Origin of the sequence: Serratia sp. (in: enterobacteria) (assembly GCF_051654945.1) — a bacterium.
In the GTDB taxonomy this organism is placed as follows: Bacteria; Pseudomonadota; Gammaproteobacteria; order Enterobacterales; family Enterobacteriaceae; genus Chania.
The window spans coordinates 96,678-109,312 of record NZ_JBOFZA010000093.1 but is presented as its reverse complement, the minus strand read 5'-3'; the positions used below and the strand labels follow the sequence as shown (position 1 = coordinate 109,312).

Sequence of the window (12,635 nt, the reverse complement as noted above, 5' to 3'; positions counted from 1 at the left end):
ATAGATACAATACTCATTCCCCATCCTGCGTTATTCTGATCCTTCGATCGAAGGAGAAAATAATGACTTACCAATCAACACTCACGGAGCCACCAACGTTGCGCCTGCGTCCGGCGTTGCAAGGGGCGGTGGCGATCCTGCCGCTGTGCCTGGCAGTGCTGCCCTGGGGGATCCTGGCAGGGTCAATGGCGATCCAGAGTGGCCTGACGGTGGCAGAAGGATTGGGGATGTCGGCGATCGTTTTTGCCGGAGCCTCACAGCTGGTAGCGATGGGCATGATCAAGAGCGGTGCCGGTATGCTGGCGATCCTGATTTCCACCTTTTTTGTCACCGCTCAGCACTTTCTCTACGGCCTGCGTATGCGAGAATGCATTGCTCCGCTACCGCTGAGATGGCGAGTGGCGTTGGCATTTTTGCTGACCGATGAGTTATTTGCCTTAACGGGAGATCACGGACCGGCGCGCTTTAACCGCTGGTATGCACTCGGGGCCGGTTTGGCCTTCTATCTGAGCTGGTTTTTTGCGACCTTGCTCGGCGTGGTGGCGGCCAGCAGCGTCAGCGATCTGGACAGCTACGGCCTTGATTTTTCGATCGCCGCCACCTTTATCGCCATTATCGTACCGCTGGTGCGTAATGTACCCGTGTTGGCCTGCGTAGTGACGGCGTTGGTGCTGTCTATTGGCCTGCACCATTATCAGGTGCCGGGCGCCTTGATTATTACCACCGTGGTGGCGATGTTGGTTGGGCTGTTGTGCAGCAGGGGGCAAGAATGATCTGGCTGACTATTGTGCTGATGGGCGTGATCGTCTTCTTCAACCGCTACTGTTTTCTGGCTCCCAGCCTGCCGGTGCGTTTATCGCAACGGATGAGAACCCTGCTGAGCTTCTCGGTCCCCGCGGTATTGACCGCTATCTGCGGGCCAATCATCGCCTTCAATGGGGACGAGTGGCGCGCCCTGCCTGAAAACCCTTATCTGTGGGGGGCATTGTTCGCCATTGTGCTGGCCGTGTTTCTGCGTAACACGCTGGTGGTCGTGGTGCTGAGTATGCTGATGTTTATTCTGTTGCGTACTCTGTTGTAACCCTTGCCCTGAACATTCCCCCAGGAGTCATTCTGGGGGCATCATCACAAAGCGATTGTCATTTCAAACTGCCGCAGTGGATCCTCACGCCAGCCCAGATGCTGGAAGAAGGGAGCAACATTGTCTGGAACAAACACGTTGGACGACAGCGCCAGTGGGGCAAACTGCGTTTGCAGTGCTTGCAACAGACGGTGTGCCTGGCCTTGACCGCGCAGCGCTGGTGGCACATAAATCATGCGTAGTTGGCACTGCTGTGCTCCCGGGATCACCAAAGCAAAAGCCTGTTGCTGCAAAGTGAAAGCGCGCGGGCTGGCGGGCAGTTTGTACAGTGATTCCGGGGCGATCAACCACGGCAGGCCACGTTCACCGTCGGCGGTCATCCGCTGGGCAAGTGCCAACGGGTCGATTTCTTGCAAGTCTACGGAGGTTTGCGGGGTCGCCAAGGGGGCGTGGAAACCCAACAGCGTGCGGGTGATGGCTAAACCAGCCTGTTGATAGAGCGCCAGTGCCGCCTGATTGCCAACGATCACCTCCAGCGAAAGCTGGCGGTCACCTCGCGTGTGGGCATCCGTCATAATGCGTTGCATCAACGCCTTGCCTAATCCTCTGCCGCGCATTTCCGGGCGGATAGATAAGGCCGCGACGCGGCTATGCAGGCCCCGGCGCGCGATCAAGGCCAGCGCCACCGGGTGCTGCTGGTGGGTGACGATAATGCTGTGATTCAGGCTGAGGTCTTCGGCGGCGAAGCGGCTAGCAAAGGTTTCTCCATCGATCACAAATGGGACTATGTAGTTCTCAAAGCAATGGCTGAGTATTTGCGCCAACTGCATACTGCTATAGGGCAAGGCGGTGTGAAACTCGAACTGGGTATCGATTGGCATGGCGGTTCCAAGGCAGCGGTGGGAACTCTATATCTAGCTGCGATCGGCCTATCAGGCAAGTAGTACGCTGTATTTAGCCAATGTTATCCGCTGTTGCAGCAGAGAGGGGGATGAAAAAACCGGGCGTTACCGCCCGGTAAAGAACGTTGAAATAGCCGAAGCTATAAATTGCAGTCGTGGTTATGAGTCACAGCGTCAATCAGAACTGATAGGTCAATGCTACGGCAACGACATCGTCGGTTTTCAAGCCCAGTTTGTTATTGTCATCAAGCTGGTTGATTTTATAGTCGACGTAAGTGGACATATTCTTGTTGAAGTAATAATAGGCACCGATATCAACATATTTTACCAGATCGGTATCGCCGATATTTTCAATATCCTTGCCTTTAGACTGGACATAAGCCAGTGACGGGCGCAGGCCAAAATCGAACTGATATTGTGCAACCAATTCTACGTTCTGGGTTTTATTGGCAAAGCCACTCACGGACGTTGCGGTATTATTAATCGTCGCGGTACCAGAAATTGGTGTCAGATTACGGGTTTCTGCATAAGTGGCAGCCAGATACACGCTATTGGCATCGTATTTCAGGCCGGTTGCCCAGACGTCGGCTTTATCACCTTTGCCAAAAGCGCTCTGCTTCTGGCCGCTAGTCCGGTTGGAAGAGGCGTATGCCCCCGTCACGCTGACGCCATCGATGATTTCGTAGCTGGAAGACAGACCGAAGCCGTCGCCGTTGGCCTTGCTGTTGGCGCGGCCGTCGTTTTCGTTCTTGCCCTGGTACTGCAAGGCAAACTTCAGGCCATCGACCATGCCAAAGAAGTCATTATTGCGGTAGGTGGCTACGCCGTTGGCACGGCCGGTCATAAAGTTGTCGGTTTTGATATAGGTGTCATCACCGAACTCGGGCAGCATATCCGTCCAGGCGGCAACGTCATAAATAACGCCATAGTTGCGGCCATAGTCGAATGAACCAAAGTTCTTTACTTTCAGGCCGGCAAAGCCAAGACGGGTTTTCGTGTCTTTGCTGCCATCGGCTTCGCTGTGGTTGGCGGCAATCTGATATTCCCACTGGCCGTAGCCGGTCAGTATATCGTTAATCTGGGTTGCGCCTTTAAAACCGATACGTACGTAGGTTTTATCACCGTCGTTGCCGGCATCATCGGAGAAATAATGCAGCGCTTTTACGCGACCATAAAAATCGAGCTTGTTGCCGTCTTTATTGTAGATCTCTGCTGCCTGGGCGGTCTGGGCAATGAAAAGTGCCGCAATAACGGCAAGAAGATTTGGTTTCATGGTGTTCCTTTATTTAATTATACCCTATAGATTTCAAGCTGCGGCTAGGCGACAAACTATCTCATCCTCAGGAGCTTACTTATAGTAAGTGACTGGGGTGAGATAGTGCAGGTAACAACGCTGCAGCTTGAAAGATGACGGGTATACGATTGAAAGACGCTTATCATCAGTTGTATCACTGTTTCAGTGTGCTGCCTGAGCTAGCGCAGCGCAGAATTTTTACCGCAGTTGTGTGATGTATTTATGACAGAGTATTCAAACTTGTATTGAATGGTGAAAAATAAGCTGGGAGCGGTGTTTTTTGTTGCAGATAGGCACAACGACGGTTGTTCAAACCTGCGAGGTTACACGTAAAACATTCAATGCCCTATTGTTGGCGAAAGGTGAGCCATGCGGTGCGTTTCGCAATGTTGGCAAACCGACCGTAACTCGGGCTGACGTCGCGGGCGGTCTGTGGGACAATAGCGCCATCATTTCGTTTAGATAAGAGTTGAATGGCGCTTTCCCCCGCAGTTAAAGATCAGATCGGCCAGTGGTACAAAGCTCTGCAGCAGCAAATACCGGATTTTATTTCCCGTGCCCCTCAGCGGCAGATGATTGCCGAAGTGGCGAAGACCCTGGCCGGTGATTATCCTCGCCATCTGGCGATCGAAGCGCCAACCGGCGTGGGTAAAACGCTTTCGTACCTGATCCCGGGTATTGCCGTTGGCCGTGCCGAAAGCAAACCGCTGGTGGTGAGCACCGCCAACGTGGCGCTGCAGGATCAGATCTACAGCAAAGATTTACCGCTGCTGAAAAAGATCATTCCCGATCTGAAATTCACCGGCGCGTTTGGCCGTGGGCGCTATGTTTGCCCGCGCAACCTGGCGGCGATGAGTACCGACGTGGCCGAACAGGGCGATCTGATGCTGTACCTGGACGAAAACGAACTGGCACCGTCCAACGGCGAAGAGCAGGCGCTGTGCCAAAAGCTGGCGAAAGCCCTGGCGCGCCATGAATGGGACGGGCTGCGCGATCACTATCAGCTATCGATAGCCGATCCCTTGTGGGGCAAACTGAGTACCGACAAGGCCAACTGCCTGGGGCGCAACTGCCACTATATTCGTGAATGTCCGTTCTATATTGCCCGTAAAGAGATCGAAACCGCCGACGTGGTGGTGGCTAACCATGCGTTGGTGATGGCGGCGCTGGAAACCGAGTCGGTATTGCCGAACCCGAAAGAGCTGCTGCTGGTGCTGGATGAAGGCCATCACTTGCCGGAGGTGGCGCGGGATGCGCTGGAGATAGACGGCGAGATCACCGCACTATCGACCAACCTGCAACTGGACATGATCGTGCGTCAGGTGGAACTGTGCATGACCCAGTACCGGCCAAAGAACCCGCCAGGGCTAGCCAATAGTGAACGGCTAAAAAACCACTGCGAAGAGCTGCGCGAACTGATCCAGATTTTTGAGCATCTGGCCAACGCCTACCTGCCGCCCGACAGCGGCAACGCCGAATATCGCTTCGAAATGGGCGAACTTCCGGCCGAAATGGTAGAGATCTGCGCACGCCTGTTCAAACTGACGGACGGCCTGCGCGGCCTGGCCGAATTTATTGTTAACGATCTTAGTGAGCAGACCGGCAAACACGATATCGTGCGGCTGCATCGCACCCTCATCCAGATGAGCCGTACGCTGGGCTATCTGGAGGCGATGAGCAAGCTGTGGCGGCTGGCGGCGATGGATAAATCCTCTAATGCCCCAATCTCCAAATGGATTGCGCGCGAACTGCGCGATAACGTTATCCATCTTTACCTGCATTGCGTGGGTATCCGCGTCAGCGATCAACTGGAGAAGCTGCTGTGGCGCAAGGTGCCGCACGTGGTGATCACCTCCGCAACGTTGCGCTCCCTAAATAGCTTTTCCCGGTTGCAAGAAATGAGCGGGCTGAGTGAGAAGGCGGGCGATCGCTTTGAAACGCTGTCTTCGCCGTTTAATCACGTTGAACAGGGTAAAATCGTCATTCCCAAGATGCGTTTTGAACCCGCAATGGCCAATGAAGCTGAGCATCTGGAAGAGATGGCGCGCTTTTTCCGTGGCGAGCAGGCCAGCGGCCAGCATAAAGGGATGCTGATCCTGTTTAGCAGCCATCGTGCGATGCAAACCTTCCTTAGCTATGTCACCGATCTGCGCCTGATGTTGTTGGTACAGGGCGATCAGCCGCGTTACCGGCTGGTGGAAGAGCATCGTAAGCGGGTGGAGAAGGGCTCCGCCAGCGTACTGATCGGGTTACAGTCATTTGCCGAAGGGCTGGATCTGAAAGGTGAGCTGCTGACCCAGGTCCATATTCACAAGATCGCCTTCCCACCGATCGACAGCCCGGTGATCCTCACCGAGGGCGAGTGGCTGAAGTCCCTCAACCGTTACCCGTTTGAGGTGCAGAGCCTGCCAAGCGCCTCGTTTAATCTGATCCAACAGGTGGGCCGCCTGATCCGCAGCAACGAGTGTCACGGTGAAATTGTGATCTACGATCGTCGCCTGTTGACCAAGAGCTACGGTTCGCGGTTGCTGGCGGCGCTGCCGGTATTCCCGATCGAACAGCGCGAAGTGCCGGAAGCAGACAAAGCCCATAAGGCGGCGTTGAAATCGGCGGCAGAGGCCGCCAAAAAAGAGAAAAAGCGCAAAAACCCGTTCGCTCGCCGCCGTGCCCGCTGATTAAAGCAGCGGGGGCAAACGGCGTTTCACCGGTGTGGTTTTCACGATGGAGGTGTTGCACTGCGCGCGTTCGGCCAGTTTATCCAAAGCCTGATCAAGCTGTTCCATCGAGTGCGATACCAGGCGGGCGATAAAGCAGTCTTCTCCCGTGACCTTATCGCACTCGATCACTTCTGGGATCTCCTGCAGCATGAGCTCCACTTTTTTCAACATTCCGGGCAACGGCTTGATGCGCACCAGCGACTGAAAGCTGTAACCCAGAGCCTGTAGGCTGACCTTAAGCGTGTAGCGTTCAATGACACCATTTTCCTCCAGGCGCCGTAATCGTTCGGCAGTACTAGGGGAGGAAAGACCTACCTGAGCGCTTAAGGCCTTCAATGAAATCCGCGCATCACCAGCCAAAATGGTCAGGATCTGGCGATCAATCGCATCCATAACATCTCCGTTAGGTAAAAACCACTTTTAACCTTAAATATAAATGTAATTAGTATTTTTTTCCTATTTTTCTCCATGGAAAGTTTTGCGAAAAAATCACAAGCTATGACGTAACGTTGGCGGTTGAGTCTAGCGAGTTCCCTTTGGGATAGGAGCGCAATGCCGCAATATCTCGCTGGCTTCAAACCAGTGAATACCCGATTTTTTTACCAGGAGTTTGCCATGAATACAGAGATAAAACGCGGTTCGCTGGAAATGGTGGCAGCCATGTTGATCTCCGGCAGCATAGGCTGGTTTGTACTGATTTCCGGGCAACCGGTGGTTAACGTAGTGTTTTGGCGTTGCGCAGTTGGCACTGTGGTATTGCTGGTGGTTTGTGGTCTGTTAGGGCAATTACACCGTGACCGGCTATCGCTTGCGGTGTTGTTGCTGGCCGCGGCCGGAGGTGTTGCCTTGGTGGTGAATTGGTTATTGCTGTTTGCCGCTTATTCTTATGCCTCCATCTCCATCGCTACCGCTGTCTACAATACCCAGCCATTTATGCTGGTGGGACTGGGGGCATTGTTTTTGGGAGAAAAACTTACTGCCAGCAAGTTATTTTGGCTACTACTGGCATTTTCCGGCATGGTGTTGGTCGTTTTGGCACAACCCAATGTATCGACTGGAAGCAGTCATTATCTGTGGGGCATCGTGTTGTCGCTTGGCGCAGCCTTTTTCTATGCCCTGCTGGCGCTGATTACTAAACGGCTGAAGGGGACACCTCCACATCTTATTGCCCTGATCCAGGTTATGGTAGGTACGCTGATGTTACTGCCGTTGGTCGATTTCTCTGCCCCTGCCAGCAGTACACAATGGGGCATGCTAGCCACGCTGGGTGTGGTGCACACTGGTTTGATGTATGTGCTGCTGTACGGCGCGATCCAAAAGCTGCCCACTAATCTGACCGGCTCACTGTCGTTTATCTATCCGATAGCGGCGATGATGGTAGATCGTCTGGCGTTTGGTCATCATCTTGGTGGGCTGCAAATTGTCGGTGCAGTTCTCATCCTGTTAGCCGCCGCTGGGATGAATCTGCTGGGAGAACGTAGTTTATCTCATCTCAAACATCTGCTGGGCAGCGTATTTACAGGGTTAGCTTACACGCTTAGCAGGAAATAGCTTAAAGCAGCGCTTCAAAGACGGCACTGGTGGGGCAATCAGGCTGCGCGCTGTACATGACCAGCCGCAGGTGATTTTCTTCATCAACAATAAATGAGGCGTGCTCAAACGTCACTTCGCCTGCCCCTGCAACCACAAAAGTGCGTTGTCCCTGGCAGCGGCCATGAATATCGTGCTGCTGCCACAACTGGCGAAATTGGGGGGAGATATCGCTCAGAGACTGAATGTGTTGCAACATGGTGGCATCTTGCGGCGCACGGGCGTAATCACGGCGAAAGCTGGCCAGGATCTGCGGAGCCTGCTCCTGCCAGCCCACCAAGCGCTGGTTGAGTTCGGGATCGGCAAACAGCATCCATAGCATATTGCGCTGCTGCGGCGGGCGTTCGCTAATGCTAAACAGGCGGTCTGCTGCCGGGTTCCAGGCGATGATATCCCAGCTCAGGTTCATCACATAGGCCGGGCGCAAAGTCAGATCGTCAAGCAAGCGGCGAACCAGTGGCGTGACTTGGCACCACTGATGGCCTGCAACCACCGGTGGCCGCTGATGCGCCAGTAAAAACAGATGATAGCGTTCGGCTGCATCCAACTTCAGTACCCGCGCCAGATCCTCCAGAAACTCCACCGAAGCATTGATTTCCCGTCCCTGCTCCAGCCAGGTGTACCAGGTCAGGCCTACTCCCGCCAGGGCGGCAACCTCTTCACGCCTTAACCCAGGCGTGCGCCGCCGCGTGCCGCTAGGCAGGCCAACGGCCTGGGGGGACAGTTTTTCACGCTTCATACGTAGAAAGTCTGCCAACTCCTGGCGAGTTCGATTAAGGGTACGTGGGGGCATCGGCGGTTCCTGTTACTCTTAGTAATAGTATAACTGGCTATATAGTAACAGTTTAAAGCATGTTCCATACTGCCGCCATCGTGTTTTCTGGAGGCGTTATGGAACATCCTTTGTCTGACAGTAAGGCCGGGTTACCGGGGCTGCCGGTATTGCTGCTCGGTGGGTTTGTCACCCTATTCGATTTGTTTGTGGTTAATGTGGCGGTGCCGGTGATCCAGCAACAGTTTAACGCCAGTTTTGCCGGGGTTGGGCTGATTATCGCCGGATATGAACTGGCTTTCGGCATCTTGCTGATTGCCGGTGGGCGATTGGGAGATCGCTATGGCCGACGGCGGATGTTCAGCTATGGCATGTTGGCTTTTGCGTTGACTTCAACCCTCTGTGGTTTTGCTGGGTCGCTATGGATGCTGATTGTTGCCCGCTTTCTGCAAGGCGCGGCGGCGGCGCTGCTGTTTCCGCAGATTTATGCCTTATTACGCGTCCTTTATGGCGAAGATCAGCGGCGAAGAGCCTTTGCTCGTTTGGGTATGACGTTAGGGCTGGCGGCGATTTGCGGCCAGGTGTTGGGGGGTTTTATTATCGAGGCCAATATCCTGGGCAGCAGTTGGCGGATGATTTTCCTCATCAACCTGCCTATTGGCGTGCTGGCGGTGATGGCGGCACGACGTATTCCTGAATCCAGGTTGGCACAGGCGCAAAGGCTGGACGTTAAAGGCTTGCTGCTGGCCGCTGGCGGTTTACTGCTGTTACTGTTCCCGTTACTGGAAGGCCCATCGCGACATTGGCCCTGGTGGATATTGCCAATGACGCTGGTAGCGATGGGGCTGTTGGGGTGGTTTATCCAGTGGGAACGCCATCTTGCCCGTCACTCCGGCGATGCGGTACTCGATCCTGCGTTATTTCGCCAAGGTCATTTTGCTCGCGGTACGGCCATCGTGCTGGTGATTTACTCCACCGCATCCTCCTTCTTTCTGTGTTTCGCCCTGCTGTTGCAGACCGGAATGGGATTGACACCGTTCCAGGCGGGCAGCCTGTTTGCTCCGGCCAGCGCCGCCTTTATGTTGGCATCATTCTTGGCCCCGGGCTGGGTGCAACGTAGGGGAAATAGTGTATTGGCAGGCGGTGTGGCGATCTATGCCGGTGGCATGTTATTGCTGGTGGTGCAGGTACTTATGGGCAAGGTGTTTGATGCGCCGCTGCAACTGCTGCCCGGCCTGGTCATTTTGGGGTTTGGCCAGGCATTGAGTATGACGCCATTGCTCAATTGGGTACTTGGCCTGGCCAAGGAACATCAAGCGGGTATGGCAGCAGGCTTGGTGTCAACGGTGCAGCAGGTTGGTGGCGCATTGGGCATTGCGGCTAGCGGTATGTTCTTTGTGCCGCTGCTGGCCGGTGGCGCAGAGCGGCAGCACTATGCCAGAGCCTTTGCGGGGGCTATGGGCTATAACCTGCTGGCGATGTTGATTGCCCTGGGGCTGTTGCTCTACACCCACTATCAGCTCAGTAGGGGGGATTAAGGCACCAGCGTGCCGGTTAGCCCGGCACTGCCTTCACCTCTACCAACCGCCGCCACCGCCGCCGCCCGAACCTCCCCCGGATGAACCGCCACCGGAAGACCCCGAGCCTCTGGAGCTGGAGCCCGATGAACTTGAGCCAGAACTGGAACTGCTGCTGGGCGTCGCCATGGACGATGCAATACAGGAATGGCTAAAACGATCCACGCGTTTCCAATCTGCGTCGGCAAAGGCTTCCGACATGGCACCGGATTGGCTCAGATACTCGGCAAAGGTATTGGCCCAGGTTTTGCCCACGCCGAGCGCCAGCGCCGCTGGAAGCATACTTTCAAAGTGTGCAACCAACCGATCGGGCGGGTACAGAGCCTGGTAGCGATGCCTCTCGGCGGTCCCAAGGTACAGTTTCAGCCCCTGGGCCGCGGCCAAGTCATTCAGCCCCCGCTGGGTGTAGCGCGGGATCATCCAGCCAAAGGCGATGCAAAACAGAATGGCGACCAGCAGCGCGCCAATATACCCGGCTGGAAATTGGGTCAGGGGTAACATGCCGAACATGAAAAGGCCGCTGGCAAAGGTGGCAAATGGGCCAAATATCAGCGAAATAACCAGGGGGATAAACCCCCAGGTGTTCCAGGTTTTTTTCGGGTTTACTATAAATTTCAGCGGTAAAGACAGCAGTGTGAGGCCGAGCAACAGGAATATCATGGCCGGAATGGTGATTGCCGCCGCACCGGGATTAAACAATACCCCGCAAATCAACGGTATCAGCAGCATGATATACACGGCGCGGCGCACCGGTTTACCCCATTTGCTGAATAGTTTCTCTCGCTGGTCCTCACTGCGTTTTTCCAACCATTTTCGGGCATTTTGCATTGGCCGCTGATAGGCCAGGCTCAGGTTGATGTTTTTGCGAGCGCCGCTAAATAACAGGCCTAGCAACTGCCTGTCGCTGGTAGTCAACCGCTTGTTTGAGTCTTCAGCTTGATACGATAACCATTGTTGGTCTGCCGATTGAAATTTGGAGAACCACGGGCTGGCGGATTTGCTGGCTTTGAGCGTAATCGCCGCGCCGCGTTTGGCGACCAGATCCAGCAGATCGCTGCTGAAGGCCACGTCGTCGTATTTACGCTGGGTAATAAACCGCAGATAGCCGGGCGATAGGTTGGTCGGCATCGCATACAGCGGCACAACCGGTGGCATCTTCAACCCGATATTGGTCACGTTTTTACGCCACCACCACAGACAATAGACCATGAGCAGCAGCACCGGTATCCAGATCGCGCTGGTTGCCAGCGTGGGCACTAGCAGATGCACCCACGGTGAGGAGGCTTGCGGGGCGGCGGCACCGGCCAGAATATCTCGCGGCCAGGTGTAGACGACGGTCAGGCCTTCACCCTGGTCGAGCGGCTGCGTGGTTTGTATGCTGCCATTGGCCAGGATCCGGGCATTGTGTGCTTTGGCCCCTCGTTCCCCGGTATAGACATCAATCGTGCGCAGGCGAGTATCTTTGCCTTCGCCATCGAGAAAGTTGCTGGCGTTTGGCAATTCCAACTGAAAACTGGCCTTGGCGATCGGGTAGGCCCAATCGTTCCCCGTGACGTTCCAGTAGAGTTCGTCCCACTCGGGGAAGCGGCTGAAGTGGTTGCTGACCTGATAGCGGATCTCATAGTTATAGATCGCCGGTTGCAGAACATGATCGGCACTACCGATTCGCACGGTCAGCGTTTTCGCGCTTTTATCGAGGCTAAACGGCTCGGCAACGCCGTCACGCAATACCTGTTTGACCTGATAATCCACGCTGAAAATTTTGCCGTCCTGGCGGTTCCAGGTCAGGGGCAGGGTGCGGAAAATCCCACGGCGTATCTCTTGCCCTAAAGACAGCACCTTGATGTTTTCCCGCATTTCCATACTGCCATCGGCATTAAAGCGTGCGTGGGTATCGAACGAGAGAATATGTTCATAAGCCCGAACCAGACGGGGAGCTCTTGGTGCGGGTGCTTCGTTGTCGGACGCTGCGGCAACCGACACGGCAATATCCACGGGGATATCATCAGTTGCGGCCTGCGCGGCTCCCGTCACCAATAGCGATAACACCCATAAAACTCGTACTAGCCAGCCAGATAATGCCTGCATGGTATTAGTCCATCCGTGGAACTTGTGCATCCTCGGGATCCTCGAGTTCGAAGAAAGCATCCGTGTTGAAATTGAACAGGCGGGCCAGCAGCAAGCTGGGGAACGACTCAACCAGAATATTTAAATCGCGCACCGTGCCGTTGAAGTAGCGGCGAGCCATTTGCAACTGCTCTTCGATTTCGGCGAGGGATTGCTGCAGGGAGAGGAAGTTCTCGTTGGCTTTCAGTTCCGGGTAAGCCTCCGCCAGCGCAAAAATGCGGCCCAAGGCTCCTGAGAGCTCCCGTTCATTCTCGGCAATCTGGCGGGTGCTGCCAACCAGTTCGCTGCGCTGACTTGAGAGGGTTTCAAACAGCTCTTTTTCATGCTGAGCGTAGCGCTTCACCAGGCTTAACAGGTTGGGGACAAGATCGTGGCGGCGCTTGAGTTGTACCGCTATACCGCTCCAGGCTTCGTCTTTGAAACGGCGCAGCGAGATAAAACGGTTGTAGGTCATCACGGCCCAGATCAGCACTACGGCGATCGCAGCCACAGCGATATAAATTTCCATTTTTTCATTCCATGCTTGACGGGGAATACATCATTCCATTGTATGTTTACGGATACTATCTTAATCC

General features: G+C 54.8%; 11 protein-coding genes. 5 read left to right on the top strand and 6 right to left on the bottom strand.

Annotation, left to right across the window (positions count from 1 at the left end; genetic code table 11):
* The first annotated feature begins 62 nt into the window (after positions 1-62).
* On the top strand, positions 63-773 hold the full coding sequence (locus ACRDCA_RS23995) for an AzlC family ABC transporter permease (RefSeq protein WP_438691787.1): 711 nt from the start codon (positions 63-65) through the stop codon (positions 771-773).
* Complete coding sequence (locus ACRDCA_RS23990) at positions 770-1,081, top strand: AzlD domain-containing protein (protein WP_438691786.1); 312 nt, start codon at positions 770-772, stop codon at positions 1,079-1,081. The genes ACRDCA_RS23995 and ACRDCA_RS23990 overlap by 4 nt, the downstream gene beginning before the upstream one ends.
* 44 nt (positions 1,082-1,125) lie before the next feature.
* On the opposite strand, the gene ACRDCA_RS23985 is transcribed toward ACRDCA_RS23990, so the two are convergent.
* On the bottom strand, positions 1,126-1,962 hold the full coding sequence (locus tag ACRDCA_RS23985; protein ID WP_438691785.1) for a GNAT family N-acetyltransferase: 837 nt from the start codon (positions 1,960-1,962) through the stop codon (positions 1,126-1,128).
* Between the two features lie 199 nt (positions 1,963-2,161).
* Complete coding sequence (gene ompC, locus ACRDCA_RS23980) at positions 2,162-3,256, bottom strand: porin OmpC (protein ID WP_438691784.1); 1,095 nt, start codon at positions 3,254-3,256, stop codon at positions 2,162-2,164.
* Positions 3,257-3,750: 494 nt separating this feature from the next.
* Here ompC and dinG point away from each other — a divergent pair, with 494 nt between their 5' ends.
* On the top strand, positions 3,751-5,952 hold the full coding sequence (gene dinG, locus ACRDCA_RS23975) for an ATP-dependent DNA helicase DinG (protein ID WP_438691783.1): 2,202 nt from the start codon (positions 3,751-3,753) through the stop codon (positions 5,950-5,952).
* Here dinG and ACRDCA_RS23970 read toward each other — a convergent pair whose 3' ends face one another.
* The gene (locus ACRDCA_RS23970; protein WP_438691782.1) at positions 5,953-6,387 is read right to left on the bottom strand and encodes an Lrp/AsnC family transcriptional regulator; all 435 of its coding nucleotides are present in this window, start codon (positions 6,385-6,387) and stop codon (positions 5,953-5,955) included. It abuts the gene before it with no gap.
* Positions 6,388-6,609: 222 nt separating this feature from the next.
* Between ACRDCA_RS23970 and ACRDCA_RS23965 the strand changes: the two genes are divergently transcribed.
* Entirely contained in the window at positions 6,610-7,545 is a 936-nt protein-coding gene (locus ACRDCA_RS23965; RefSeq protein ID WP_438691781.1) for a DMT family transporter, read from the top strand.
* Between the two features lies 1 nt (position 7,546).
* Here the strand turns inward: ACRDCA_RS23965 and ACRDCA_RS23960 are convergent, their stop codons facing one another.
* The gene (locus tag ACRDCA_RS23960; protein ID WP_438691780.1) at positions 7,547-8,377 is read right to left on the bottom strand and encodes a helix-turn-helix transcriptional regulator; all 831 of its coding nucleotides are present in this window, start codon (positions 8,375-8,377) and stop codon (positions 7,547-7,549) included.
* A 98-nt stretch (positions 8,378-8,475) separates the two neighbouring features.
* Between ACRDCA_RS23960 and ACRDCA_RS23955 the strand changes: the two genes are divergently transcribed.
* Positions 8,476-9,894: an MFS transporter gene (locus ACRDCA_RS23955; RefSeq protein ID WP_438691779.1), complete on the top strand. Its 1,419-nt coding sequence runs from the start codon at positions 8,476-8,478 to the stop codon at positions 9,892-9,894.
* Positions 9,895-9,933: 39 nt separating this feature from the next.
* Here ACRDCA_RS23955 and ACRDCA_RS23950 read toward each other — a convergent pair whose 3' ends face one another.
* Positions 9,934-12,021: a DUF2207 domain-containing protein gene (locus ACRDCA_RS23950; RefSeq protein ID WP_438691841.1), complete on the bottom strand. Its 2,088-nt coding sequence runs from the start codon at positions 12,019-12,021 to the stop codon at positions 9,934-9,936.
* Between the two features lie 4 nt (positions 12,022-12,025).
* Positions 12,026-12,568, bottom strand: coding sequence for a LemA family protein (locus ACRDCA_RS23945; RefSeq protein WP_438691778.1), 543 nt, complete (start codon positions 12,566-12,568; stop codon positions 12,026-12,028).
* Between the last annotated feature and the right edge of the window lie 67 nt (positions 12,569-12,635).

Coding starts and splice junctions, on each gene's coding strand:
- ACRDCA_RS23995 (WP_438691787.1), top strand. CDS start 63: ATGACTTACCAATCAACACTCACGGAGCCACCAACGTTGCGCCTGCGT.
- ACRDCA_RS23990 (WP_438691786.1), top strand. CDS start 770: ATGATCTGGCTGACTATTGTGCTGATGGGCGTGATCGTCTTCTTCAAC.
- ACRDCA_RS23985 (WP_438691785.1), bottom strand. CDS start 1,962: ATGCCAATCGATACCCAGTTCGAGTTTCACACCGCCTTGCCCTATAGC.
- ompC (WP_438691784.1), bottom strand. CDS start 3,256: ATGAAACCAAATCTTCTTGCCGTTATTGCGGCACTTTTCATTGCCCAG.
- dinG (WP_438691783.1), top strand. CDS start 3,751: ATGGCGCTTTCCCCCGCAGTTAAAGATCAGATCGGCCAGTGGTACAAA.
- ACRDCA_RS23970 (WP_438691782.1), bottom strand. CDS start 6,387: ATGGATGCGATTGATCGCCAGATCCTGACCATTTTGGCTGGTGATGCG.
- ACRDCA_RS23965 (WP_438691781.1), top strand. CDS start 6,610: ATGAATACAGAGATAAAACGCGGTTCGCTGGAAATGGTGGCAGCCATG.
- ACRDCA_RS23960 (WP_438691780.1), bottom strand. CDS start 8,377: ATGCCCCCACGTACCCTTAATCGAACTCGCCAGGAGTTGGCAGACTTT.
- ACRDCA_RS23955 (WP_438691779.1), top strand. CDS start 8,476: ATGGAACATCCTTTGTCTGACAGTAAGGCCGGGTTACCGGGGCTGCCG.
- ACRDCA_RS23950 (WP_438691841.1), bottom strand. CDS start 12,021: ATGCAGGCATTATCTGGCTGGCTAGTACGAGTTTTATGGGTGTTATCG.
- ACRDCA_RS23945 (WP_438691778.1), bottom strand. CDS start 12,568: ATGGAAATTTATATCGCTGTGGCTGCGATCGCCGTAGTGCTGATCTGG.